Raw genomic sequence first — 24,081 nt, forward strand, 5'->3', positions numbered from 1 at the left:
TTCCGCCGTCGGAGGCAAGCAAGCCTGCCTCCGAGGGAAAAGAGAGAGACTTAATCGTCGCCGTTTAGCCCGGCACGGTTCAACAGGAACTGTGACAGCAACGCCACCGGACGACCGGTTGCCCCTTTCGCTTTGCCCGAACGCCAGGCGGTACCGGCAATATCCAGGTGCGCCCAGTTATATTTACGCGCAAAGCGTGCCAGGAAACAGGCTGCGGTAATCGCGCCGCCAGGACGACCGCCGATGTTTGCCATATCGGCAAAATTCGACTCCAATTGTTCCTGATATTCATCCGCCATGGGCAAACGCCACGCGCGATCACCCGCCTGTTCGGACGCGCCAATCAGCTCATGCGCCAGCGGATTATGGTTCGACATCAGGCCGCTGATATGGTGGCCCAGCGCAATCACGCAGGCACCGGTCAGGGTTGCGATATCAATCACCACTTCCGGTTCAAAACGTTCAACGTAGGTCAGAGCATCGCACAGGACCAGGCGGCCTTCCGCATCGGTATTTAACACCTCTACGGTTTGGCCAGACATAGTGGTCAGCACGTCGCCTGGACGGAAAGCGCGCCCGCCAGGCATATTTTCACAGCCCGCCAGCACGCCAACTACGTTCAGCGGTAGATTGAGTTCCGCCACCATCCGCATCACGCCGTAAACCGAGGCGGCGCCGCACATATCGTACTTCATCTCATCCATGGCTTCCGCCGGTTTGATCGAGATGCCGCCGGAATCAAACGTCAACCCTTTGCCAACCAGCACAATCGGTTTGCTGTCCGGATCCGGATTACCTTTGTACTCAATCACCGACATCAGCGATTCATTCTGCGAGCCGTTGCCCACCGCCAGGTAAGCATTCATGCCCAGCTCTTTCATCTGCTGCTCGCCGATTACGCGGGTAGTGATATTTTTACTGTAGGCATCCGCCAGTTGGCGCGCCTGCGAAGCCAGGTAGGCGGCATTGCAAATATTGGGCGGCATATTGCTCAAATCTTTCGCTGCCTTCACCCCGGCGGCAATCGCCAAACCATGCTGAATCGCACGCTCGCCGCTGGTCAGTTCACGGCGGGTTGGCACGTTGAACACCATCTTACGCAGCGGGCGACGCGGTTCGGTTTTATTGCTTTTTAACTGGTCGAAGCTGTAAAGCGTTTCTTTCGAGGTTTCTACCGCCTGGCGCACTTTCCAGTAGGTGTTGCGCCCTTTTACATGCAGTTCGGTCAGAAAACACACGGCTTCCATTGAACCGGTATCATTCAGCGTGTTGATGGTTTTCTGAATCACCTGCTTATACTGGCGCTCATCCAGCTCACGCTCTTTGCCGCAGCCAATCAACAGAATGCGTTCGGAAAGAATATTGGGCACGTGGTGCAGTAACAGCGTTTGACCCACCTTACCTTCTAATTCACCACGACGCAGTAGGGCGCTGATATAGCCATCACTGATTTTATCCAGTTGCTCGGCAATAGGTGACAGCCGACGCGGTTCAAAGACGCCGACAACGATGCAGGCGCTACGCTGTTTTTCCGGGCTACCGCTTTTTACACTGAACTCCATGCACTCTCCTGAATCTTAAAGACAACGGCGTCTGCTGCGGCTAGAATGTAGCGCTTTCGTGACAGCCATACCGTTGCGTAACGACGTTTAGTAAACGGACGTCAGATTGAGTTTCGGTGACAATTGTAGTTTTTCGCGTCACCTAAACGCTTATGTCATACAATATTAGCTATGACGACGGCCATTGATGAGAAAAAATGGCGGATAAGCGTTGAAACTATCGATTTTCCTGCAAAAAGACAAGTTTTCACAGGCGTACTAAGCGTGATCATCATTAGATATCTGGTTCGGGAAACGCTCAAAAGCCAACTGGCGATACTCTTTATCCTGCTGCTGATCTTCTTTTGTCAGAAGCTGGTCAGGATCTTAGGGGCTGCCGTGGACGGTGACATCCCAACAAATTTAGTTCTGACTCTGTTAGGTCTCGGCGTGCCGGAAATGGCACAGCTCATTCTGCCGCTGAGCCTGTTTCTGGCCATTTTAATGACCCTTGGCCGGCTCTACACCGAAAGTGAAATTACGGTGATGCACGCCTGCGGCCTGAGCAAAATGGTGCTGGTTAAGGCGGCATCAATCTTAATGTTGCTGACGGTGGTCGTGGCGGCAGTCAATGTGGTGTGGCTGGGGCCGTGGTCTTCACGTTACCAAAGTGAAGTCACGCAAAATGCCAAAGCCAACCCCGGCGCGGCGGCGCTGGCAGCCGGGCAATTTCAGCAATCCAGCGATGGAAACAACGTTCTGTTCCTTGAAAATGTGAAAGGCAATCAGTTTGGTCATGTTTTCCTCGCACAACTGCGCCCTAAGGGCAATGCGCGGCCATCGGTGGTGCTGGCGGACAGCGGGCATTTGGAGCAACGGCGCGATGGTTCGCAGGTGGTGACGCTGGATAAAGGCACGCGCTTTGAAGGGACCGCGATGCTGCGTGATTTCCGCATTACCGACTTTACTAATTATCAGGCGATTATTGGTTATAAACCGGCGATTCTCGATCCGAATGACGCCGATCAGGCTGATTTTAGCAGTTTGTTACACAATTCTTCGCCGGAGTTTCGTAGCGAATTGAGTTGGCGTGTCACGCTGGTGTTTTCGGTGATCGTGATGGCGCTGATGGTGGTGCCGCTCAGTGTGGTTAACCCGCGTCAGGGGCGGGTGTTGTCGATGTTGCCGGCGATGCTGCTATATCTGATTTTCTTCCTGTTACAGAGTTCGCTGAAGTCTAACGGGGCCAAAGGGAAACTCGATCCGATGATCTGGATGTGGCTAATTAACCTCGGTTATCTGGCGTTGGCGGTTGTACTGAACCTGTGGGATACGGTGCCGGTGCGCCGAATACGCGCCCGCTTCGTGCGTGGAGGTTCCGTATAATGTTTGGCGTTCTTGACCGTTATATCGGTAAAACCATCTTTAACACCATCATGATGACGTTGTTCATGCTGGTGTCGCTGTCCGGCATCATCAAGTTTGTCGACCAGTTGCGAAAAACCGGGCAGGGCGCCTATTCCGCGCTTGATGCTGGCTACTACACATTGTTGAGCGTGCCGAAAGATATTGAGATCTTTTTCCCGATGGCCGCGCTGCTCGGCGCGTTGTTAGGGCTTGGCACCCTGGCACAGCGCAGTGAGTTAGTGGTAATGCAGGCCTCGGGGTTTACCCGCGTACAAATTGCGCTTTCGGTGATGAAAACCGCGATCCCGTTGGTGCTGTTAACCATGGCGATCGGCGAGTTTGTCGCACCGCAGGGTGAGCAAATGGCGCGTAACTACCGTGCACAGCAAATCCTTGGCGGTTCATTGGTTTCCACACAGAACGGCCTGTGGGCGAAAGATGGCAGCAGCTTTATCTACATTGAACGGATCAGAGGCGATAGCCAACTGGACGGTATCAGTATCTATAACTTTAACGATCAGCGGCGTTTGCTAAATGTACGTTACGCCGCCAGCGCTAAATGGGATAAAAAAACGCGCGCGTGGAAGTTGTCGCAAGTGGATGAGTCTGATCTGAATAATCCGCAGCAAATCGCGGGTAAACAAACCCTGAGCGGCGAATGGAAAACTAATCTGACGCCGGATAAGCTCGGTGTGGTGGCGCTTGACCCGGATGCGTTATCAATTCGCGGCCTGTATAACTACTCGAAATATCTACACCAAAGCGGGCAGGAGGCGGGGCGTTATCAGTTGAATATGTGGAGTAAAATCTTCCAGCCGCTCTCGGTCGCGGTGATGATGCTGATGGCGTTATCGTTTATTTTCGGCCCGCTGCGTAGCGTTTCGATGGGTGTGCGCGTCGTTACCGGGATTAGTTTTGGCTTTCTGTTCTACGTGCTGGATCAGATTTTTGGCCCGCTCAGCCTGGTGTATGGCATCCCGCCAATCTTGGGCGCGGTGCTGCCCAGCGCTTTGTTCTTTGCAATTAGCGTGTACATGCTACTTAAACGACGTTAAGAGCAGGCTCGTTCAGTGAGGGTTTCATCCTTCGGTGAACGAGCCGGTCGTTCCCTTCCCGGTGGTGTTCCCGCCATAACAAAATAAATACCCCTTCCGTTTCGCTTATTAAAAACTTTTATTGTTTATTTGACAGGTAGCCGTTTAAATTTCCCTGCTAACAGCCTATTTTCTCGCGGGTTATTGTTGTTGGACATAATGATAATAGACTGCTATGAAAAATAATCTATTTACATTTTATTTTCACTAGCTGTTTTAGAACATAGCTAACTCTATTTTAATATCCAGGCTATGCTTAAAAATAAGCATCCCGGTGTGATGGTTGTTTTTTGATTTTAATTAACCAATGAATTATTTGGGGAGCAGAATGGCTTCATCTGAAAATAAAAACCATGAAGCACAAATATTGCCGCGAGTGGAAGAGCAGGCGGAGTTGCGCACCACACGCATAGTAGATAGCCGTACCCTTGTGAGCCGTACCACCGTCACCGATGAGGCGTTGCTGGAAACCGAGCTCCAACGCAATGAAGTTGAAATTAAGCATGTTGAGATAAATCAACCCGTTGATGAAAATAATATTCCGAACGTGCGTCAGGAAGGCGATGTTTTAATTATTCCTATGATTGAAGAACAGGTGGAAATTATTCGTCATCATGTATTGAAAGAAGAAGTTCACATTCACAATATAAATAAAAAAGAGCCTTTTAAACAGAAGGTTATTTTGCGGCGTCAGGAAGTAACAATTAGCAAGGATGAAAAGGGCGAAAATCAGACTTAACTTTAAAAGAGGAATATCAAATGGCACATGAAAAAATTGTTACGGCGTTCAGTCAGATACAACAAGCGGAAGTAGCAAAAGAAAAATTGCTCACTGAAGGTATCGCAGAAAAGAATATCGATATTATTTCTGGTGAGCGACTGCGGGTGAAAGATAAAGAAATCCGTCACCCAAGCTTTTGGCAGCGTCTGTTCGGTGATGACGTAGATGATAGCTATGCCAGCGAATATAGCCGTGCATTGCAAACCGGCGGCGTGCTATTGACGGTGCGCGCCGACAAAGAGGAAGCCGGTCGTATTGAAGCGTTGCTAGATCAGTACGCCACCAATTACGCTTCTGGCGCTGGCGCTGATGTAACGGCGGGTGCCGGGTTAAACGATGATCGGCGGGAGTTTTTAGGCGAAACGGATGATAGGGTAGCGCCTCCCGCCGGGCTGCAGGCTAACCGGGATTTCGCGGGCGAAACCGACGATCGCCAAACCTCACCGGCACTAAGCGATCAGGCGTTTGATAGTCACGGGGAGGAATTAACGCCTAATGACGAACGTTTGATTGCGCGAGACGAAGGTTTCCCGGTAAGCGGCGAAGCACTGCCGACCGACGCCGAACGCGAAAGTTTAAAACTAGCGGAAGAACAGGTGGAGATTGGTAAACGTCAGGTGAATGATGGCACGGTTAGACTGCGTCGTTATACCGTTGAGGATCACGTGGCTGAAGACGTTTCGCTTTACGATCAACACGCCGAAGTGTTTCGTAATGCGGTAGACGATCCTGCCTACCTTAACGAGGTTGATTGGTCGGACAAAACCATTGAAGTGGAAGAGTCACATGAAGTGCCAACGGTAAGTAAGAGCGCTTACGTTAAAGAAGAAGTCGGTATCCGTCGTTCAGAAACAGAGCGGGTGGAGACCGTGAAGGATACCGTTCGTCGCCAAGAGGTGGATATTGAACAGGGCCGGGATGAAGATGAACTCCTACGTAAAGACGATGACTTTCCGCGTAAATAACCACGGAGAGACGGGCACGCTTCCCTGTTCCGTTATCCATCAGGGGCGCCGCACAATGCGCGGCGCCTCCAGCTTAGGCAAGCGGTAAACGGATGTTTGCCTCTGCGATATACTCCTGCACTATCTCATCAAAATCGGCATTAGCGCTAAAGCCCAGCCGCTTCGCATAAGTGGCGTGAAAATCACCCGGCCATGAATTAACAATTTTCTCTACCTGCGGGTCGTGCTGGAACGTAATCTGTTCCACCACCCCATCGCCTGCCACCCGGCGCAACGCGGCAATCATCTGCTCCACCGTCACCGATAACCCGGTCATATTGATCACGCGCCCCTGATCCAGCGCCCCGGCATTGAGTTCATGGCCCTGAACTAACGCCGCGATTGCGCGAGCCGGAGAAAGTAGCCACAGGCGCGTATCCAGCGCAACCGGGCAACGTGCCGCTTCGCCATTAAGCGGCTCGCGAATAATCCCACTGGCGAAGCTGGATGCCGCCTGATTCGGTTTGCCGGGGCGAACCACAATGGTTGGCATCCGCAGGCTACGGCCATCAATCCAACCGCGGCGGCTGTAATCAGACAGCAGCAGGTCGTTCATCGCTTTTTGCACGCCATAAGAACTCTGTGGCCGCCACACCTGCTCGTCCGGGACTTGCGCGGGTAAACTACCGCCAAATACCGCCACCGAACTGGTGATCACCATCTTCGCCCGACGTTGCTGTTGACGCAGCGCCTCCATCATCTGGCGCGTGGCATCGAAATTGATGGTCATGCCCAATTCAAATTCCTGCTCGGCCTGGCCTGAAACCACCGCCGCCAGATGGAACACCGAATCAAACTCTTCCTCGAACAGCGTGGCAAGAAACGCTGCATCGCTAATATCGCCACTGCGTACCGTCAAGCGTGGGTCTTGAATATCGCTCAGGGCGATGCGATCACAAGCGACAATGCGCTGAATATCGTGTCGCTGCCCGGCGCTGTCGGTCAATTGACCGCGTGTCAGTAACGCCTGAATCAGTTTTTTGCCGAGAAAACCTGCGGCGCCGGTTACTAATACCTTCATGTCATACCTCGTAAATTAACGATTCACCATCCGAGCGGGAATCAGGAAAACGGCCGCCGCGCCAACAAACAGCGTCGCGGAAATGATCAACACGCCAGCCAGCGTCGAATGGGTAAGGTCGCTTAAAATGCCCATCAAATACGGCGCAACAAAACCGGCCAGGTTACCGAAGGAGTTGATGAGTGCGATACCGACCGCCGCCATCGAACCGCCGAGAAAAGCGGTGGGCAGGCTCCAGAATAGCGGTAGGGTACTTAATCCCCCGGCGGCGCCAAGCGTCAGACCAATCATGGCGACAATCAGGTTGTCGCTAAACAGCGCGGAAATCACCATTCCTACGCCGCTCATTACCGCAATAAACGCCAAATGCCAGCGACGTTCGCGATGTTTATCGGCGCTATGTGAGGCAACTAACATGGTCACAATCGCGGCGGCATAAGGAATCGCGGTGAGTAAGCCAACGGTGAAAATATCGGTTACCCCGGCGTTATGAATTAGCGTCGGTAGCCAGAAACCGACGGTATAAAACCCGGCGATCAGGCAGAAGTAGATAAAGGTCAGTAGCCAGACTTTTCGGTTGCGGAAAACCGCCCATGCGCTGACCGAACCGTGCGATTCATGCTGGGCGCTATCTTCCGCCAGTCGCTTAAGCATCAGGCTCTTTTCGTCGGCGCTCAGCCAGTTGGCCTGCTCAATGCGATCGGTTAACCAGGCCAGGACAAACAGCCCGATAAACAGGGAGGGAACGCCCTCAATGATATACAGCCATTTCCAGCCTTCCAGACCGTGGCTTCCGTTGAAATACTCCATAATCCAGCCGGAAAGCGGGCTACCAATCACGCCGGAAATCGGTACTGCGGTGGCGAACAACGCAAACATTCGTCCGCGCCGCCAGGTCGGGAACCAGAACGACAGAAACAGAATGACGCCAGGATAGAAGCCTGACTCTGCCACACCGAGCAGGAACCGTACCAGATAGAATTGCAGCGGCGTGGTGACGAAGGCGGTGCAGGGCGCAATCACCGCCCAGGAGATAAGGATTGCGGCAATCAGTCGGCGTGCGCCGAATTTATGCAGCGCCAGATTAGTCGGGATCTCAAAGCCGAAATAGCCGAGGAAAAAGATCCCGGCGCCCAGCCCGTATACCGCATCGGAAAAGGCCAGATCGTTCGACATTTGTAACTTAGCGACCCCGACGTTAATGCGGTCGAGATAGGCGACGATATAGCACAGCATTAACAGCGGCAGGATGCGCCACATGGCTTTCTTCCAGACGCGCGCTTCGTCGGGCGCGACGGCGGTAACGTCATGTGTCATTGAGGAGGAGAGTGTCATAATTATTAGGCCTCAAATAAAAGCGGGTCAGAGTGTAGGTAAGGCGTGATTACAGCCAGGGTTTTACCCAGCCAAGGCCAGGCAGCGTGCCATTCGCAGGGTGATATTCCGCTGCGATATAACCGCGATAATTCACCTCACGCAGTGCGTTAAACAGCCACGGATAATCGGTCTCGCCGCGATCGGGTTCATGGCGATCGGGCACCGAGGCGATCTGTACATGGCCGATGCGCGCGTTAAGCGTGGTGATCAGGTTGGTCAGGTTGCCGTCGACTAACTGGGCATGGAAGAGATCCAACTGGACGTAGACATTTGGGCGCTGCACCGCGTCGCATAGCGCCAGGGTTTGCCACTGGCTGGAAAACAGATAGTTTGGGCGAACCTGTGGACTGAGCGCTTCCAGCATAATATTGACGCCAAGTTCGGCGGCGCGGTCGGCGGCATAACCGACATTGGCGAGAAAGGTTTCCCGGCACTGTTCGGCGTTAAGCGCTGGCGTCACAACACCTGCCATGACATGCAGCGAAGGGCATTCAAGCGCGCGGGCGTAGGCCAATGCTTGGTCAATATCGCGGCGTGCTTCCGCTTCGCGCCCAGGCAGCGCCGCTACGCCCCATTCACCGGCGGCGGTATCGCCCGGCGGCGTGTTAAATAGCACCAGTTGCAACTGATGCGCATCAAGCTGGCGCTTAATCTCTTCGGCGGGATAGTCGTAAGGAAACAGGAATTCCACCGCGCGAAAGCCGGCTTCAGCGGCAGCGGCGAAACGTTGCAGAAAGGGCAATTCGGTAAATAACATTGAGAGGTTGGCGGCGAACTTAAGCATGATAAGCGCTCCGTAAGGTGGCTATTTCTTCCGCGGTTAAATAACGTACCGGCCAGGTTTCCAGGGTGAAGAACAGCCTCGCTGCCGCCTCCATCTCTTCCAGATTATCGGTCGCGTCGCGCAGGGTGTTGCCGGTCACTACCGGCCCATGGTTCGCCAATAAAAACGCCCGGTAGTGCGGCGCCAGTTCGCCGAGATGCTCGCCAATTTGCGCATCGCCGGGGCGGAAATAGGGAACCACTGGAATATCGCCCACTCGCATCACCACATAGGGCGTGCACGGCGTCATGGCATTTTCCGGGTTCAGATTATTCAGGCAGGACAGGGCGGTAAGATAGTGGCAATGCAGGTGTACCACCGCGCGACACGCCGGGTTTTGGTTATACAACGCGAGGTGAAAACTCACCTCTTTTGAGGGTTTTTTACCGCTTAACCAGTTGCCGTCGAGGGTCACTTTTGACAGATCTTCCGGCAGCAGTTCGCCAAGGCAGGAACCGGTTGGCGTGGCGAGGATCGCACCATCGTCCAACAAGACCGAGAGGTTGCCGGCAGAACCAGTGGCGTAACCGCGTTGGTAAAAGGAGCGGGCGATAGTCACCATTTCCTGGCGCTGTTGTTGTTCAGTCATAACGGCGTCTCCTGACGTTGTGCGCGCGAAAAGAAGTCAATGTCGCCGAAATTACCGGATTTCAGCAGTAACCAGAGCGGCGCATCTAACGCTCTGATCCACGGCACGCCGGGTGATACCGCCGGGCCAATATGGAAGGCATCAATGCCCAATGCCTGCGTAATGGCGCTGGAGGTTTCACCGCCAGCGACAATAAAGGTGCGCACATTGGCCTGATACAATGCCACCGCCAGCAGCGCGAATAACTGTTCGATCGCCGCGCTACTCTTTTCCACCCCAAATTTTTGCTGAATAGCGTTGAGCGCCGAGGGCGAAGCGGTGGCGTAAATCAGCGGCGCTGGCGCTTCCGGCAGTGCCAGCACCTGCTCACACAGAGTGTGCGCATAGGTTTCAGGGCGTACCGCGCCGGTTAACAACGGCTCCACCTCTATTGCGATAGCGGGGCCATGTTCACGGTAATGCGCCACTTGTTGATTGGTGCGTTCGGAACAGGAACCGGCGAGGATGACGCTACGCCCGCTGCGTTGCCAGCGTGATTGCTGCACGGGCGCAGTGGCGTGATCTTTTTTCCACTGCCGCGCCAGACCAATCGCTAATCCGGAACCGCCGGTGACCAGCTTCAGGTCGGCGACCGCTTCGCCCTGAACCACCAAATGGTGTTCATTCAGCGCATCCAATACCGCGTAGCGATGGCCTGCCTGGCGTAGATCGGCGAGTTTCGCCTTCACCGCTTGCGCACCACGCTCGATCACCTGATAGTTGACACAGGCGGCGGTGCCCTGGCCCTGAGCGCTGATTAAACGTGGTAAATAGCTATCGCGCATCGGCGTTATCGGGTGATTGCGCATCCCGGACTCTTCCAGCAGGACTTCCCCAACAAACAGATAGCCTTGATAGACACTGCGTCCATTCACCGGCAATGCTGGCGAGATGACGGTAAAGGATTGCGCTAAAGCGCCCAGCAACGCATCCGTCACCGGACCGATATTGCCACGCTCAGTACTGTCGAAGGTGGAGCAATATTTAAAATAGAAATGGCTGCATCCCTGCTGTTGTAGCCAACGCAGCGCAGCCAGCGCCAGGCTCACCGCCTGTTCGGCGGGGCAAGATCGCGATTTGAGGCTGACCACCAATGCATCAACCGGTTGGCTAAAATCCTGGGTCGGGCAGCCGTTAAACTGCACGGTTGTCATACCGTTATTCACCAAAAAACTGGCAATATCGGTGGCGCCGGTAAAATCATCCGCTATTACGCCAAGCTTCATTGAATGGGGTTCTCCGCCGGGGTAACCGCAATCTCTGCGGTGTGAAAATAAGTGAAATGATGTTGTTTAACGTTAAGTTAAAGCATGATGTGGAGCAATGTTGTGCGTTTCATCACATTTAAGTACATTAGTTCACAATAAATAACATTGGCGTGGCAAGCTACAGCATCAGGTAACAACATGAATACCATCAGGAAAACGATGAGGTGTGAAAAAATGTTGTTTGTCTGGCAGACAGACGCCAGAATAAGAAGTGATCACCGGAGGGAGTAACAATCGCAATGCTGCCAATTGAACGACAACAGCAAATTCTACAAACCGTGACCGAAAAAGGGGTGGTAAGCCTGACGGAACTGATGGAGTGCTTCCAGGTTTCGCATATGACTATCCGCCGTGATATTCAGAAGCTGGAAAGTGTAAACGCGATTGCGATTGTCTCGGGCGGCATTGCGTTACCGGAGCGGCAACGTCTGTTAGCGGAGCCTTCTCATCAGGATAAAACCATCCTGTATCCGCGCGAGAAAGAGGCGATCGGGGCCGAAGCGTTACGTTTGATCCCGGCGAACAGCAGTATTTATCTCGATGCGGGCACCACCACGCTGGCGCTGGCGCACGCTCTGGCGGGGCGCGATGATTTGTTGATTGTCACCAATGATTTTGTGATTGCCGCCTTTATTACCGAGCACACCCGCTGTCAGATGATCCATACCGGCGGCACGCTATGTCGGGAAAACCGTTCCTGTGTCGGCGCGCTGGCGGCGGAGATGCTGAAAAACCTGTTTATCGATATTGCGTTTATTTCCGCTTCGTGCTGGAACCAGCGCGGTATCTCGACGCCCAATGAGGATAAAGTGGCGGTGAAAAAAGCGGTGGCGGCAGTGAGTAGCCAGCGCGTTCTACTGGCGGATGCATCGAAATACGGCAAGATCGCTAACTACCTGGCGCTACCGCTGACGGCGTTTGACGCGATTATTAGCGATAGCCATCTCCCCGCCGCCGCCGCACTGGCCATCCGTAACGGCGGCGCAGCCCTGAGCCTGGCGGGTGAATAACCGGCGAGGTTACTTAAAGCGCGCCTCGTTAAGCCGCTGTTTCATCTCGATAAACGCCTGCTGATGTGCGCCATCACGGCGCAGGGCGACCGCGGTAGATAGCACATCAATAATCACCAGGGTGGCAATGCGTGAGGTCATCGGCGTGTAGAGACTGGTGTTTTCCAGCGTTTCCACCACGAGAGAGACATCGCAGTAGGGCCGCAGCGGCGCCTGGTCCGAACCGACAATGCCCAACACATGAGCGCCTTTCTCGCGAGCGGTGCGGGCAACATCCACCAGTGAGCGCGTGGTGCCGGTATTGGAAATCAACACGCAAACATCGCCGGGTTGCAGCATTGACGCCACCATGATCTGCTGATGAAAATCCACCTCGGCGCCGCAAGGCACGCCAAACAGCGGAAACTTTTGTTGACCGTCGCGCGCCACAATCCCGGATGCGCCAAAGCCAAAAAATTCAATGCGTTTTGCCGCCGCCAGCAGATCAATCGCTGCGCTAACCGCCTGCTTATCAAGGTGATAGCGCGCCCAGTCAAGGCTGGTGAGCGTGTAGTCGAAGATTTTCTCCACCACCTTATCCGGCGTATCGCTACCCTGCAGCTCGGAATGGGTGGCAGGCATCCCCAGCGCGAGGCTCTGCGCGAGCCGTAATTTAAAATCAGGATAGCCGCTGCAGCCAATGGCACTGCAAAAACGCAAGACTGTCGGTTGGCTGACTTCGGCGCGCGCCGCTAATTCAGCCACGGTATCGTTAAGGATCAGCCGTGGATCGTCCAGCACTACCTCGGCCACTTTACGATCGGACTTGCGCAATTCCGGCCGCAGGGTACGGATAACTTCAAGAATATTTTGCATCGGTTCCCGAACAAGGCTGTGGTCTTGTGCCATTAATCTGTCCCTGAGCCGCGAGGCTCGTTGGTAACGTTATACTCGGTGTGCAACTTTGCCCGCAGAAGGGTCGGCACGGCGATCCGGCTGCTATAGCGGTCGATTTCCGCCGGATCCGCGCTATTAAAATCAAACAAACCGTAATGATGGGCGATCATATACCGGATGTCACATCGCTGGCAAAGTTGGTGTGCTTCCTGCAAGGAGAGGTTACCAGGCACGCCTTGCGCGCTGAGCGCGGCCCGCCGCCCGTTAACCGGTAGCAGCGCCAGATCAATCTTCAGCGCGCGTAACTCCTCCTGCTGGCCGTCAAACGGCACGGTATCGCCAGAGTGAAAAATACGTAGCCCCGCCATTTCGATCATATAGCCGAGAAAACGATAGTTGCCCGCCGCATCCTGCTCTAACGTTTCATGGCTGGCGCGGGTGGCCGTAATGGTCATGCCGGGAGATGGCGAAACCCGTTCCCCGGCACTGATGGCGCACAGCGTTTGCGGCGCTTTACCGCAGCGTTCGGCGGCTAGCGCTAACGAAGCGCGCGGCGCCACAAAGGTTGCTTGCGGTGCCGCCAGCGCCAGCGGCGCAAGGGTTTCCGGGTCCATATGATCGCTATGGTGATGCGTAATCAGCACCAGCGTGGTCGACGCCAGTTGTTCAGGTTGCAGTGGCGCATCCATCATACGGCGGTGCGGCAGCGGGCGTCCGCGATACTTATGCGCCAGGTAATCCGACAGGTAAGGATCGATAACGACACAGTGCTGCTGGCTACGCAGCACAAAGCCCGCTTGCCCGAGCCAATAAATGACCACGCCGGTTGACGGCGGCGGCAGAGCGAGCCGCGCCGCCAGTGTTCCCTCAAATGTCGTACTGCGACAAAGCACCGTCATGAGGGCACCCGTTGTAAAGCGGTCAGAAGATTAGCCACCGCCATCTCGGTGGCACGCTCGACGCTTTGGGTGGTAAAACCGCCGATATGGCTGGTAGCGATCACGCCGGGATGCCCGGCCAGCGCCAGCGACTGCGGCGGTTCTTGTTTAAACACATCGGTCGCGTAGGCGGTCAGCTTACCGGCATCCAACGCGGCGATAATCGCCTCATCATCCACCAGCGCCGCGCGCGCGGTGTTCACCAAAATAGTGCCGTGCGGCAGGCGGCTCAGCACCGCAGCGTCAATCAGCGGCGAGCCATCGGCAGGCGGCGGGCAGTGCAACGTGATCAGCGTCGCCTGAGCAAAAATCTCTTCAAGGCTGGCCCACTGAAACTGCTCAGGCGGTAGAGAGAGCGTCGGGCGCATCGGATCATATCCTAGCACCCGGCAGCCGAGCGCGCAGGCAAGACGCGCCACTTCACGCCCGATGGCGCCGCAACCGAGCACCCCCAGCACCTGACCGCGAATTTCATTCCCTTGATGGCGCGGCCACTGGCCGGTTTTAATGCCGCTGCTGGTGGCATGAATATGGCGCAAACTGGCAAACATTAAACCGATCGCCAGTTCCGCCACGCCTGAAGCATTGGCGCCTTCGGCGGTACAAACCTGAATCCCACGCTGCTGTAGCGTCGGGAGCGGCAAATTATCGACACCAACGCCGTTACGGCTGATAACCCGCAACTGCGCGGCAGCCTCAATCACCTGCGGCGTAACCGGTTCAACGCCCGCCAGCCAGCCGACACAACCGGGGAGCTGGTTTAATAACTCCTGCTCATCCGGCAATTTGCCCGGCGAGGAAAACACCACCTCATATCCGGCATGCGTGAGCCGGTTTAAGGCCGGATGCCCGGCGCTGGTCAGCGAACGCGGCGTGACTAAAATACGGTTCATTTGCCATGCCCTCCGCTGGTTAAACCAGAAGCGTGCGCCGCCTGCGCGGAGAGGGCGCTAAACGCCTCGCCTTGTACCGCCTCGTCCGGTAACTCAAACACTTCGGCAATCACCTGCGTCCAGCCATGAATAAAGTAGCGCCAGCCATCTTCGATATGCAGTTGTTGCGCGGCCTGCTGTGCATGCGCTTGCTGTAAAAACAGCAAATCGCCGCGATAGTTTAATTCCCACACCCAGGCTTGCGGCGGAAAACGGGCCGCGTCACCGATCGGCGAACCCGGCAAATCTTTCCCCATCCCGGTGGCGTTAATCACCAGTGAGCCGGGGCGTAGCGTCGCCAGTAACGCATCGTTTTGTTCTGCCGCCGTGACCTGGTGATATTCCACCGCAATATCCGGATTAAATGCCTGATGCAGACGGGCCAACTCTTCCAGCCGGGCGGCGCTGCGATCGCTGACAATAATGCGCGCCGGTAGATCGCGGCCGCGATCGCGTTGCATTAAATACCAACTGATCGCGATACAGGCGCCGCCCGCGCCGAGGATCAGCACGTCACGCCATTGATCGGTAAACGCCTGTGGCGGTAAAAAGGCCTCCAGCGTCAGCCCGGAGGAGAGGGGATCTTTGGCGTAGCAATGCAATTTGCCGTGATGTTTAGCCAGGCAACTGGTTTCACCCAGCAACGCGGCCAGCGGATCGATACCATCGAACAGGTCACGACAATGGGTAAACAGATCGATCTTATGGGTAGTGACCAGCGCGCCGAGCGACAGCGGATCCTGTTTAATAAACTCGACCGCCTGGCGATAGTCCGCCGCTGGCGCGCCAGGCGGAAAATCGATCCCTTTAATCACCGCGTTTTCCAGCCGGAGAAAATCAGCCCATGCCGGAAACACCTTCATAATTGAGCTACTGCCGGTAGTGACGCCAATAAAATAGAGCGTCGGCTGGCGGGCGGGGGTTAGCGTTAGCATGTGGAGGCCTCCCGTACTTGCTGCACGATGGCCCGCGCCGCTTTGGCATTGCGCGTGATCTGGCTGAAGTTCCCCTGACGAATATCTTCGCTACGTGCGATCCAACTGCCGCCAACCGCCAACACAATCGGTAGCCGTAACCAATCGGCGAGCGTATTTTCACTGATTCCGCCGGTGGGAATAAACCGCAGACCAAGATGGGCGAAGGGCGCATAGATGCCTTGTAACGCCGCCGGGCCACCCGCCAGCCCGGCCGGGAAAAATTTCGCCACCTGTACCGGATAATGGGTCGCCAGTGACAAATCGCTCGGTGTCATAATCCCGGGCGCAAAGGGCATCCCCTGTTGCTGCGCGGCAGCCAGCACTTGAGCATCAATACCTGGCGCGAGGCCGAAAGCCGCGCCGCTACGTTGGGCAATCTCCACCGAGGCTGCATCCAGCAGCGTACCGGCGCCAACCAGTAATTCCGGGCGTTGTTGTCGCATCAAGGCAATAGCCTGCGCCGCGTCCGGCGTGCGAAACGTCACTTCCGCCAGCGGCAGCCCGCCTTCCAGTAGCGCATCAGCCAGTGGGATCGCATCCTGGGCATTATCAATGGCGATCTCCGGGATCACGCCCAACTGTTCAATCGTGATAAAGGGGTTATGCATCAGGCGGCTCCCTTACAGCGTGGTCTGAAACAGGCGCGCAACCTGTTGAGGAGAACGTGGCTGATAATCGGCATTATCCACTGCCTGCCAGCCGCCGTGACCATCATCAACAATGCGCGTTTTCATGCCGCCGGAGCGGGCGATGATTTCATAGTCCTGGCCGGAATCAGCCGGGTAAGCGAACACCATCACCAGATCTTCCGCGCCGACATTGACGGAGCGGTGGATCCAGTACGGCGGCACATAACAGATGCTCTGTGGACCGATCGCCACAATCCGCGTTTCGCCCGCCGGGGACTCCATCAACATCACGCCGTGACCGCTTTGCCCGTAATAGATCTCGGGGCGATCGGCCTGCGCGTGGATATGGCCGCGCGTCAGGAAGTATTCATTGCCGATCTTACCGGGGCTCATGCGCGTCACGCCAAAGATCAGATCGCCATGCTGCGCGTCGGGCCGGCGTTCGGTGACTTCATATACCACCCGGTCGCCTGCCACGCTTGCCTGGGTGGCGAAAGCATCGCCATCGGCATACAACCCGGCGAGATCATTCAGGCGCTTCTGATAGTGCCCGCTGCCGTTATCCATCACGCCGGCGGAGAGGTCGACCTGGCAGCTTACGGGTTCACACATTTTCATCGTGAGATTGCTCCTGTTAATGCACTTTTGGTAATAAAAGTACCTTATAAGGATTTTAATCACATGAATAATGTTATTTAAAGCGTTATTTTTGTGATTTTGCGCAAATAATTACCATTATTGGTTTTAGTTGTTATTTGTTTGGTAATAATAATACATAAAAAGGCGAGTCAGTCGATAAAACATAACAAGCGTTACGGTTTGCCTTTTTACCGTAATTCCCAGGAGAACATCATGCGTATGCCCTATCGCCTCACCTGCTATGCCCTTGCCCTCAGTGGTCTCCTTGCCGGGAGTGCCCGCGCCGCCGACGACTGCCTGGTCGGCATTTCTATGTTCACCCTCGGCGCGCCTTACTACTCCGCCGCGCTGGACGCCGCCTCGAAAAAGGCGCAAGCGATGGGCTGTAAAGTCACCACCGCCGACGGTCAGAACGATATGTCGAAACAAATCAGTGATGTTGAAGACATGGTGGCGCGCGGCGTTAACGCCTTAATCATCGACCCGCGCGATCCGGAAGGGTTGGTACCGGCAGTCAATGCCGCCAGCGCCGCCGGTATCAAAGTGGTGGTGGTGGATAGCGCACTCAATCCACGCGCCAACTACGTCACGCTGGTGCAATCTTCTAACGACCAAAACGGTCGGCTGATTGGCGCCTGGCTAGCGAAGAAGATGAAAAGCCAGCCGATGAAAATTGCGCTGATTTCCGGTTCGAAAGGCAATGTGGTCGGTGAAGAGCGCCGCCTGGGCGTGATACGCGGCCTGACGGAAGCACAGTTGCAACAGAGCGGAACCGCCGGTTTTCAGATTGTCGGCCAGGGCTGGGGTGATTGGACGCAAGAGGGCGGCCTGAAAGCGATGGAGGATCTGCTGGTCGCGCACCCGGATATTAACGTGGTGTTCGGCGAGAACGATTCGATGGTGCTCGGCGCGCGCAAGGCGCTGGAACAGGCCGGTAAGCTGGATCAGGTGACATTGCTGGCGGCGGCGGATGGGCAGAAAGAGGCCTACCGCCTGATTAAAGAAGGCAAATATGGCGCCACCGGCCTGAATGACCCGAACCAAAGCGGCACGCTGGCGGCACAGTACGCCATTGAAGCGTTACGCGGCAAGCTACCGGCGGATTTCCCCAAAATTTATTACACCAAACCCGCGGCGGTGACCAAAGAGAACGTCGACAAATTCTATAAGCCGAATTCTATTTTCTGATTTTATCGCGACGGTGGGGTAGCCCTGCCGTCGCTCTAAGCGGGGGAGTTTCATATGGTTCAGTCATTGATTGAGCTGCGTGACATCACCAAAGCCTTTGGCGGTATTCATGCGCTGGATAAGGCGCAACTGCGGCTAGCCGCCGGAGAAGTGCATGCCTTACTGGGGGAAAACGGTGCCGGGAAATCGACGTTGATGCGCGTGCTTGGCGGCGAAATTACACCCGATAGCGGCGAAATCCTCGATAACGGCGAGCGTATTCAGATTAAAGGCCCGCGTGACGCAATGGCGCGCGGCATCACGCTTATCCACCAGGAGATGGCGTTGGCGCCGGAGCTGACGGTGGCGGAAAACATTTTTTTGCACGCGCTGCCGGGGTTTATCTCTTGGCCGAAGCTACGCGCCCGGGCGGCAAATATTCTGCGGCGTTTAGGGTTTGATATCGATCCCGCCGCGGTGGTTGGCAGCCTGAGCGTGGCGCACCAACAAGTGGTAGAAATCGCCCGCGCGTTGTCGCAGCACGCACGAGTGATTGTTTTTGATGAGCCCACCGCCGTGTTGTCCACGCAGGATGCGGATCGGTTACTGGAGATAATCGGCGACCTGCGCAGTACCGGAGTGGCGATTGTGTATATCTCGCACCGGCTGGATGAAGTGTATCGCATTGCCGATCGGATGACGGTGCTGAAGGATGGGCAGTGGGTCGCGACGAAAACCCCGCAGGAGTGCCCAATCGGTGAAGTGATCCGTCTGATGGTAGGGCGGCCGGTCGACCAACTGTTCGGCGAACGGAAAACCCGTGAGGCAGGGCGCGAAGTGCTACGCGTACATCGCCTGACGGCGCGCAATAAAGTGCGGAACGTCAGTTTTAGCGTCAAGGCTGGCGAAGTGTTGGGCCTCGGCGGGCTGGTAGGCTCCGGGCGCACCGAAGTGGCGCGGCTGATTTTCGGCGCCGACCGGTGCGATAGCGGCGACATGTTCCTGAACGGCAACAAAATCCGCATTAGTTCGCCACGCCAGGCGGTCAACGCCGGTATCGCGCTGGTTCCGGAAGACCGTAAAGGGCAGGGCGTGGTATTGGATATGGCGATTAAGGCCAATATCACCATGGCGAATGCGACGGGCGTGGTGGCGCCGCTCGGTTTTATTCAGCCGGGGCGCGAGCGGCAGGTGGTCGAGAAACTGGCGCAACAGATGCGTTTGAAAAGCGCCGGTATCGATGCGCCAGTCTCCTCACTTTCCGGCGGCAACCAGCAAAAGGTGGTGCTGGCGAAATGGTTTAACCACGGCGGCCAACTGATCATTTTGGATGAGCCGACACGCGGCGTTGACGTTGGCGCGAAACGCGAAATTTACCAATTGATTGAGCAGCTTTCCGAACAAGGGCTGGCGGTAATTGTTATCTCCTCTGAACACCATGAACTGTTTGGCCTGTGCGATCGGGTGCTGGTGATGTCGGAAGGCGCCATCTGCGGTGAACTTTGGCCGGACGACTATTCAGAAGAAAACCTACTTTCCATGGCGATGATGAATCATCCCTCACTTTCACATGCGGAGAATGCCTGATGAGCTCCCTTTCAGTTAACGCCACGGCGCGCAAAAACAAGTTTGACGCCGGTGAGTTTTTTCGCCGCTACGGCACCACGATTATCTTTTTAGTGCTGGTGATCTGCGCCGCCTCGCTCTCCTCCTCTTTCTTTAGCGAACGCAACATTATGAACGTGCTACGCCAGGTCTCCGGCACCGGCATTATGGCGGTTGGCATGCTGTTGGTGATTTTGACGCGTGGCATTGATTTGTCGGTTGGATCGATTGCCGCGCTCGGCAGCGTGATGTCGGCCATTGTGGTTTCGCAATACAGCGCGGGCGCCTCGATCGCCGCAGTGCTACTGACCGGCGTGGTCTGCGGGGCGATTAGCGGCTTTCTGGTAGCTTACCTGCGCCTGCAACCGTTTGTAATGACGCTGGCGATGATGGCGGTGGCGCGCGGGATTGCGCTGATCATCTCTAACGGCCAGCCGATCATGATGGGCGAGCAGGGCGATGCGATCACCGCGTTCGGCACCACCGCTTGGTTTGGCATTCCGCTGCCGGTGTTATTAATGCTGGTCATCTTCGCCGCCGCTGCGGTGTTGCTCAATATGACGCGCTTCGGGCGGTTGGTAAAAGCCATTGGCTCCAATGAGGAAGCGGTACATCTCTCCGGCATTCCGGTGGCGCGTTATGTGCTGGCGGTGTACGCCATTTCCGGCGCGCTGGCGGCACTGGCGGGCGTGATTATCACCAGCCGCTCAGGCGTGGGGTCGGCGACCGTCGGCGTGGGTGCCGAGTTGGATGTGATTGCTGCCGTTGTGATTGGCGGCGCTAGTCTGGCGGGCGGGCGCGGTGGGGTATTTAACACCTTGCTGGGTGTGCTGGTGTTCGGCGTCATCGGCAACATCATGAACCTGATTAACGTTCCCGGCTATCACCAACAGGTCTGCATGGGGGTAATTATCGTGATTGCCATGCTGTTGCAAAAAGGCACCGGCTGGCTGAAACGCTAAACGCGAGGGGAAGAGAATGAAAGATCTCTATCTGGCGATTGATGTCGGCACCGGCAGCGTTCGCGCCGCATTGGTTGATGGCGCGGGCCAACTGCTGACTATCGCCAGCCGTGAGCAGGAGCAGATGGTCCCGCAATATGGCTGGTCGGAACAGTCGCCGTTGGCGTGGTGGCAAGGGGTGGTGGAAAGCATCCGCACCGTACTGACCCGCTATCCCGACGCGCGTGAGCGTATTGCCGCAATTTGTGCCTGCGGGCAGATGCATGGCACTGTGCTGTTAGATGAGGACGGGCAACTGGCCAGCCCGACGGTAATGTTGTGGAACGATAAACGCAGCGCGCCGCAGGTACGGGCTTTTGAACAACGCTATGCCACGAGCGACTATTTAGCGCATAGCGGTAACCCGGCAACGCCTGCCTGGCCTGGTTTTAAATTGCAGTGGCTGCGTGATAACCAGCCGCAGGCGCTGGCGAAAACCGCTGCCGTGCTGATGCCGAAGGATTACATCAATTTCCGGCTGACCGGCGAACTCTCCCAAGACCGCACCGAAGCGTCTTGTAGTTTTATGATGGACCCTTCCAGCGGGCAGTGGTCACAGTCGATGCTCGATCGGCTTGGGTTGAACGCGGCCATGTTGCCGCCAATCCGCGACGCACACGAAATACTGGGCGAACTGTTACCGGCGGTGGCGCAACAAACCGGCCTGCGCGCCGGTACGCCAGTGTTAGTAGGCGGTGGCGACTATCCGATGGCATTACTGGGTTCCGGCGTGACCCGGCCCGGTCTGGTTTCCGACAGTACCGGCACCTCGTGCATTATCACCGCCATTGCGCCGCAGCCGTTGCTGGATGCGGAAATCTCCAACGTGGCGACCTGTGTTGGCGACTGGGGGCCGTTTGTGTTGCTGGAAACCGGCGGCGACGGCATGCGCTGGGCGCGCCGCGCCTTTCACGATAACACCCTCAGTTATGCCGATATCAGCCAGTGCGCCGCCGAGGCGCCCGCCGGATCGCAAGGGCTGTTTTTTCTGCCTTATCTGGCCGGGGAACGGTTGGGCGCCCATCGCAATGCGCGCGCGCAGTTCTTTGGCCTTGCGGCCAACCACCGGCTGGCGCATCTGCATCGCGCGGTACTAGAGGGCGTCGCGTTCGCGGCGGCACGCCATATCAACATCATGGAGCAGGCGTCCGGGCAGCGTCTGGAGCGAGTGGTCGCCTCCGGCGGCGGCGCAAAATCGGCGCTGTGGCTAAAAATCAAAGCCAGCGTCTACGGCATTCCGCTGGTGGTGCCGCAAGAGCCGGAGTGCAGCGTGGTTGGCTGCGCGGCGTTAGCAGCGGCGGCGGTTGGTCACTTCGCCAGCCCACAGCAGGCGGCGGAACAGTTTGTTCGCTACGGCGATGAGGTTTATCCCGACCCGGCGTGGCAAGCGATATACCAGCGAATGCAGCCGGTGTTTAACCGTATCTATTTCAATAGTCAGGCGTTATATGACGAACTGGACAGCCTCGGGCTGTAAGCGCGTAGACATTCAAGAGGGCACTATGTATCTGGAAAAGTTTGATTTAAGCGGCAAGCTGGCGGTGATTACCGGAGCCGGGCGCGGTATCGGCCTCGCGATTGCCGAGGCGTTGGGCGAAGCGGGCGCGCGGCTAGCGATAACCGATATTAATCAGCAACGTATTGAGCAGGCTGCCGCCGGGTTGCGCGACAAAGGGTATGCGGTTGATAGCTATGTGCTGGATGTGACTCAGCCGCAACAGGTTGAGCAACTCAGCGCCGCAATGGCGGAACAGTATGGGCGCATTGATATTTTGGTTAATAACGCCGGTATCTCGATCTGCGAGCCCGCGGAAACCATGAGCGACAGTGATTGGCTGAAAGTGATCGACGTGAACCTGAACGGCGTGTTCTGGTGCTGTCGCGCGTTCGGCAAACCGATGCTGGCGGCGGGGAGCGGCACGGTGGTCAACATCGGTTCAATGTCCGGCTATATCGTTAATCGCCCACAGGAGCAGTCGCAATACAACGCTTCTAAAGCGGCGGTTCATCACTTAACCCGTTCGCTGGCTGCCGAGTGGGCCGGGCGCGGTGTACGGGTGAACGCGGTGGCGCCAACCTATATCGCCACCGAAATGACCTCCTACGTCAATGAAGATCCCGAGATGCATCGTCACTGGATCGGCGGCACGCCGATGCAGCGGCTTGGGCGCCCGGATGAGGTGGCGTCGGTAGTGCTCTTCCTGGCCAGCGAAGCGGCCAGCCTAATGACCGGTTCAATTGTGTTAGCGGATGGTGGCTATGTCTGTTGGTAACGCGGTAAACGCAACAATTCAAGGCGCACGGTTTCCGGGGCGCTACTTACAAGGGGCGGGCAGTTTGGCGCGTTTGGGCGAGGAGGCGGCGCTGTTCGGACAGCGTGTGCTGCTGATTGTTGATCGCGGTATTTATGCGCGTTATGTCGAACGGATCCGCGCTGCATGCCAGAACCTGGACCACATTGCCCTTGAACAACACGGTGGCGATTGCACCGAAGCGGAGATTGCGCGGCTGCGACAAATCGCGCGCGATGCCGATGTCGACGTGGTGGTGGGATTGGGCGGCGGGAAAACGCTGGATACCGCCAAAGCGGTGGCGTGGCATCAATCCTGCGCCAGCATTATTGTGCCGACCATCGCCGCATCCGATGCGCCCTGTAGCGCGTTGGCGGTGATCTATAACCCGGACGGCAGCGTGGCGTATGACCTGTTTCTGCCGCGTAATCCCGACTTGGTGTTGGTCGATACCGCGCTGATCGCGCAGGCGCCGCCGCGTTTCCTGGTGGCGGGCATGGGCGATGCGTTGGCAACCTTCTACGAGGCGGAGGCCTGCCGTTTAAGCCACGCGAAGAATCCGTTTGGCGTTCACGGGCTGCCGGTGGCTTGGGCGCTGGCGCGTCAGTGCCGTGATACGTTGTTTGAGTTTGGCGCGGCGGCGCTGGAACAGTGCCGACAACAGCAGGCCGGTGAGGCGTTGGAACGTATTGTTGAGGCCAATATTTTGCTCAGCGGGTTAGGCTTTGAATCCGGCGGGGTGGCGGCGGCACACGCGATCCATCACGGGCTGTGCGAGTTGCATGCCACCCATGACTACCTGCACGGCGAAAAAGTCGCGCTCGGGGTCCTGGCTGAACTGCGGCTGCAACAAGCGCCGGAGGCGGTATGGCAACAGGTGTTCGATTTCTGCCAGCGCGTTGGCTTACCGACCTCACTGGCGCAGTTGGGGATTACCGATCCCGACGAGGCGCAACTGCGGCAGATTGCCGAACGCGCCTGCCGTCAGGGCGAGATTATCTATAACGAACCCTTCCCGATCTCGGTTGAGCGGGTGGTGGCGGTGTTGGACACTTTACGCTGAGTTTCGGGA

Annotated in this window: 23 protein-coding genes; 11 read left to right on the plus strand and 12 right to left on the minus strand. The window is 56.4% G+C overall.

Annotated features, from left to right (window positions below):
* Positions 1-50 precede the first annotated feature (50 nt).
* Positions 51-1,562: a leucyl aminopeptidase gene (gene pepA / locus PMPD1_RS02825; protein WP_173632614.1), complete on the minus strand. Its 1,512-nt coding sequence runs from the start codon at positions 1,560-1,562 to the stop codon at positions 51-53.
* Positions 1,563-1,826: 264 nt separating this feature from the next.
* Here pepA and lptF point away from each other — a divergent pair, with 264 nt between their 5' ends.
* The 4 genes from lptF (at position 1,827) to PMPD1_RS02845 (ending at position 5,788) form a co-directional block, all read left to right on the plus strand.
* Positions 1,827-2,927 (plus strand): LPS export ABC transporter permease LptF, encoded by a 1,101-nt coding sequence (gene lptF, locus PMPD1_RS02830; protein ID WP_173632615.1) that lies wholly within the window; start codon positions 1,827-1,829, stop codon positions 2,925-2,927.
* Entirely contained in the window at positions 2,927-4,003 is a 1,077-nt protein-coding gene (gene lptG / locus PMPD1_RS02835) for an LPS export ABC transporter permease LptG (RefSeq protein WP_173632616.1), read from the plus strand. The genes lptF and lptG overlap by 1 nt, the downstream gene beginning before the upstream one ends.
* Positions 4,004-4,370: 367 nt before the next feature.
* Positions 4,371-4,781, plus strand: a complete 411-nt coding sequence (locus tag PMPD1_RS02840; protein WP_173632617.1) for a DUF2382 domain-containing protein — start codon at positions 4,371-4,373, stop codon at positions 4,779-4,781.
* Between the two features lie 20 nt (positions 4,782-4,801).
* Positions 4,802-5,788, plus strand: a complete 987-nt coding sequence (locus PMPD1_RS02845; protein ID WP_173632618.1) for a YsnF/AvaK domain-containing protein — start codon at positions 4,802-4,804, stop codon at positions 5,786-5,788.
* Between the two features lie 73 nt (positions 5,789-5,861).
* On the opposite strand, the gene denD is transcribed toward PMPD1_RS02845, so the two are convergent.
* From denD to otnK, 5 genes are read right to left on the minus strand one after another with little or no spacing between them, the layout of a single operon-like run.
* A complete protein-coding gene (gene denD / locus PMPD1_RS02850; protein WP_173632619.1) occupies positions 5,862-6,848 on the minus strand; it encodes a D-erythronate dehydrogenase in 987 nt (328 codons plus the stop codon).
* Between the two features lie 15 nt (positions 6,849-6,863).
* Positions 6,864-8,183 carry an MFS transporter gene (locus PMPD1_RS02855; RefSeq protein ID WP_173632620.1) on the minus strand — a complete coding sequence of 440 codons (1,320 nt, stop codon included), beginning with the start codon at positions 8,181-8,183 and terminating at the stop codon, positions 6,864-6,866.
* A gap of 49 nt (positions 8,184-8,232) precedes the next feature.
* Positions 8,233-9,009, minus strand: a complete 777-nt coding sequence (gene otnI, locus PMPD1_RS02860) for a 2-oxo-tetronate isomerase (protein WP_173632621.1) — start codon at positions 9,007-9,009, stop codon at positions 8,233-8,235.
* Complete coding sequence (gene otnC, locus PMPD1_RS02865) at positions 9,002-9,637, minus strand: 3-oxo-tetronate 4-phosphate decarboxylase (RefSeq protein ID WP_173632622.1); 636 nt, start codon at positions 9,635-9,637, stop codon at positions 9,002-9,004. Before otnC ends, otnI begins: the two co-directional genes overlap by 8 nt.
* A complete protein-coding gene (otnK, locus tag PMPD1_RS02870) occupies positions 9,634-10,902 on the minus strand; it encodes a 3-oxo-tetronate kinase (protein WP_173632623.1) in 1,269 nt (422 codons plus the stop codon). The genes otnC and otnK overlap by 4 nt, the downstream gene beginning before the upstream one ends.
* A gap of 281 nt (positions 10,903-11,183) precedes the next feature.
* Between otnK and PMPD1_RS02875 the strand changes: the two genes are divergently transcribed.
* A complete protein-coding gene (locus tag PMPD1_RS02875; RefSeq protein ID WP_173632624.1) occupies positions 11,184-11,954 on the plus strand; it encodes a DeoR/GlpR family DNA-binding transcription regulator in 771 nt (256 codons plus the stop codon).
* 9 nt (positions 11,955-11,963) lie between these two features.
* Here PMPD1_RS02875 and PMPD1_RS02880 read toward each other — a convergent pair whose 3' ends face one another.
* The 6 genes from PMPD1_RS02880 to PMPD1_RS02905 are packed head-to-tail and all read right to left on the minus strand — an operon-like array spanning position 11,964 to position 16,924.
* Positions 11,964-12,842, minus strand: coding sequence for an SIS domain-containing protein (locus PMPD1_RS02880; RefSeq protein WP_173632625.1), 879 nt, complete (start codon positions 12,840-12,842; stop codon positions 11,964-11,966).
* On the minus strand, positions 12,842-13,729 hold the full coding sequence (locus PMPD1_RS02885; RefSeq protein ID WP_173632626.1) for an MBL fold metallo-hydrolase: 888 nt from the start codon (positions 13,727-13,729) through the stop codon (positions 12,842-12,844). Before PMPD1_RS02885 ends, PMPD1_RS02880 begins: the two co-directional genes overlap by 1 nt.
* Complete coding sequence (locus tag PMPD1_RS02890; RefSeq protein WP_173632627.1) at positions 13,726-14,661, minus strand: phosphoglycerate dehydrogenase; 936 nt, start codon at positions 14,659-14,661, stop codon at positions 13,726-13,728. Before PMPD1_RS02890 ends, PMPD1_RS02885 begins: the two co-directional genes overlap by 4 nt.
* Positions 14,658-15,635 carry a shikimate dehydrogenase family protein gene (locus PMPD1_RS02895; RefSeq protein ID WP_173632628.1) on the minus strand — a complete coding sequence of 326 codons (978 nt, stop codon included), beginning with the start codon at positions 15,633-15,635 and terminating at the stop codon, positions 14,658-14,660. Before PMPD1_RS02895 ends, PMPD1_RS02890 begins: the two co-directional genes overlap by 4 nt.
* Complete coding sequence (gene eda, locus PMPD1_RS02900; RefSeq protein WP_173632629.1) at positions 15,629-16,285, minus strand: bifunctional 4-hydroxy-2-oxoglutarate aldolase/2-dehydro-3-deoxy-phosphogluconate aldolase; 657 nt, start codon at positions 16,283-16,285, stop codon at positions 15,629-15,631. Before eda ends, PMPD1_RS02895 begins: the two co-directional genes overlap by 7 nt.
* Positions 16,286-16,297: 12 nt before the next feature.
* Positions 16,298-16,924, minus strand: a complete 627-nt coding sequence (locus PMPD1_RS02905; protein ID WP_173632630.1) for a glucose-6-phosphate isomerase — start codon at positions 16,922-16,924, stop codon at positions 16,298-16,300.
* Between the two features lie 234 nt (positions 16,925-17,158).
* Here PMPD1_RS02905 and PMPD1_RS02910 point away from each other — a divergent pair, with 234 nt between their 5' ends.
* From PMPD1_RS02910 to PMPD1_RS02935, 6 genes are read left to right on the plus strand one after another with little or no spacing between them, the layout of a single operon-like run.
* Positions 17,159-18,133, plus strand: coding sequence for a sugar ABC transporter substrate-binding protein (locus PMPD1_RS02910; protein WP_173632631.1), 975 nt, complete (start codon positions 17,159-17,161; stop codon positions 18,131-18,133).
* 54 nt (positions 18,134-18,187) lie between these two features.
* The gene (locus tag PMPD1_RS02915) at positions 18,188-19,699 is read left to right on the plus strand and encodes a sugar ABC transporter ATP-binding protein (protein WP_173632632.1); all 1,512 of its coding nucleotides are present in this window, start codon (positions 18,188-18,190) and stop codon (positions 19,697-19,699) included.
* The gene (locus PMPD1_RS02920; protein WP_173632633.1) at positions 19,699-20,679 is read left to right on the plus strand and encodes an ABC transporter permease; all 981 of its coding nucleotides are present in this window, start codon (positions 19,699-19,701) and stop codon (positions 20,677-20,679) included. Before PMPD1_RS02915 ends, PMPD1_RS02920 begins: the two co-directional genes overlap by 1 nt.
* A gap of 16 nt (positions 20,680-20,695) precedes the next feature.
* Positions 20,696-22,195, plus strand: a complete 1,500-nt coding sequence (locus PMPD1_RS02925; RefSeq protein WP_173632634.1) for a xylulokinase — start codon at positions 20,696-20,698, stop codon at positions 22,193-22,195.
* A complete protein-coding gene (locus PMPD1_RS02930) occupies positions 22,167-22,991 on the plus strand; it encodes an SDR family NAD(P)-dependent oxidoreductase (RefSeq protein ID WP_354292747.1) in 825 nt (274 codons plus the stop codon). The genes PMPD1_RS02925 and PMPD1_RS02930 overlap by 29 nt, the downstream gene beginning before the upstream one ends.
* Positions 22,978-24,072 (plus strand): glycerol dehydrogenase, encoded by a 1,095-nt coding sequence (locus PMPD1_RS02935; protein ID WP_173632635.1) that lies wholly within the window; start codon positions 22,978-22,980, stop codon positions 24,070-24,072. The genes PMPD1_RS02930 and PMPD1_RS02935 overlap by 14 nt, the downstream gene beginning before the upstream one ends.
* Positions 24,073-24,081: the final 9 nt, after the last annotated feature.

The sequence above is a fragment of the Paramixta manurensis genome, from assembly GCF_013285385.1.
In the GTDB taxonomy this organism is placed as follows: domain Bacteria; phylum Pseudomonadota; class Gammaproteobacteria; order Enterobacterales; family Enterobacteriaceae; genus Paramixta; species Paramixta manurensis.

Coding starts and splice junctions, on each gene's coding strand:
- PMPD1_RS02910 (WP_173632631.1), top strand. CDS start 17,159: ATGCGTATGCCCTATCGCCTCACCTGCTATGCCCTTGCCCTCAGTGGT.
- PMPD1_RS02915 (WP_173632632.1), top strand. CDS start 18,188: ATGGTTCAGTCATTGATTGAGCTGCGTGACATCACCAAAGCCTTTGGC.
- PMPD1_RS02845 (WP_173632618.1), top strand. CDS start 4,802: ATGGCACATGAAAAAATTGTTACGGCGTTCAGTCAGATACAACAAGCG.
- PMPD1_RS02880 (WP_173632625.1), bottom strand. CDS start 12,842: ATGGCACAAGACCACAGCCTTGTTCGGGAACCGATGCAAAATATTCTT.
- lptG (WP_173632616.1), top strand. CDS start 2,927: ATGTTTGGCGTTCTTGACCGTTATATCGGTAAAACCATCTTTAACACC.
- otnK (WP_173632623.1), bottom strand. CDS start 10,902: ATGAAGCTTGGCGTAATAGCGGATGATTTTACCGGCGCCACCGATATT.
- PMPD1_RS02840 (WP_173632617.1), top strand. CDS start 4,371: ATGGCTTCATCTGAAAATAAAAACCATGAAGCACAAATATTGCCGCGA.
- PMPD1_RS02875 (WP_173632624.1), top strand. CDS start 11,184: ATGCTGCCAATTGAACGACAACAGCAAATTCTACAAACCGTGACCGAA.
- pepA (WP_173632614.1), bottom strand. CDS start 1,562: ATGGAGTTCAGTGTAAAAAGCGGTAGCCCGGAAAAACAGCGTAGCGCC.
- PMPD1_RS02895 (WP_173632628.1), bottom strand. CDS start 15,635: ATGCTAACGCTAACCCCCGCCCGCCAGCCGACGCTCTATTTTATTGGC.
- PMPD1_RS02890 (WP_173632627.1), bottom strand. CDS start 14,661: ATGAACCGTATTTTAGTCACGCCGCGTTCGCTGACCAGCGCCGGGCAT.
- PMPD1_RS02855 (WP_173632620.1), bottom strand. CDS start 8,183: ATGACACTCTCCTCCTCAATGACACATGACGTTACCGCCGTCGCGCCC.
- otnC (WP_173632622.1), bottom strand. CDS start 9,637: ATGACTGAACAACAACAGCGCCAGGAAATGGTGACTATCGCCCGCTCC.
- PMPD1_RS02905 (WP_173632630.1), bottom strand. CDS start 16,924: ATGAAAATGTGTGAACCCGTAAGCTGCCAGGTCGACCTCTCCGCCGGC.
- denD (WP_173632619.1), bottom strand. CDS start 6,848: ATGAAGGTATTAGTAACCGGCGCCGCAGGTTTTCTCGGCAAAAAACTG.
- PMPD1_RS02930 (WP_354292747.1), top strand. CDS start 22,167: ATGACGAACTGGACAGCCTCGGGCTGTAAGCGCGTAGACATTCAAGAG.
- PMPD1_RS02925 (WP_173632634.1), top strand. CDS start 20,696: ATGAAAGATCTCTATCTGGCGATTGATGTCGGCACCGGCAGCGTTCGC.
- PMPD1_RS02885 (WP_173632626.1), bottom strand. CDS start 13,729: ATGACGGTGCTTTGTCGCAGTACGACATTTGAGGGAACACTGGCGGCG.
- PMPD1_RS02935 (WP_173632635.1), top strand. CDS start 22,978: ATGTCTGTTGGTAACGCGGTAAACGCAACAATTCAAGGCGCACGGTTT.
- otnI (WP_173632621.1), bottom strand. CDS start 9,009: ATGCTTAAGTTCGCCGCCAACCTCTCAATGTTATTTACCGAATTGCCC.
- PMPD1_RS02920 (WP_173632633.1), top strand. CDS start 19,699: ATGAGCTCCCTTTCAGTTAACGCCACGGCGCGCAAAAACAAGTTTGAC.
- eda (WP_173632629.1), bottom strand. CDS start 16,285: ATGCATAACCCCTTTATCACGATTGAACAGTTGGGCGTGATCCCGGAG.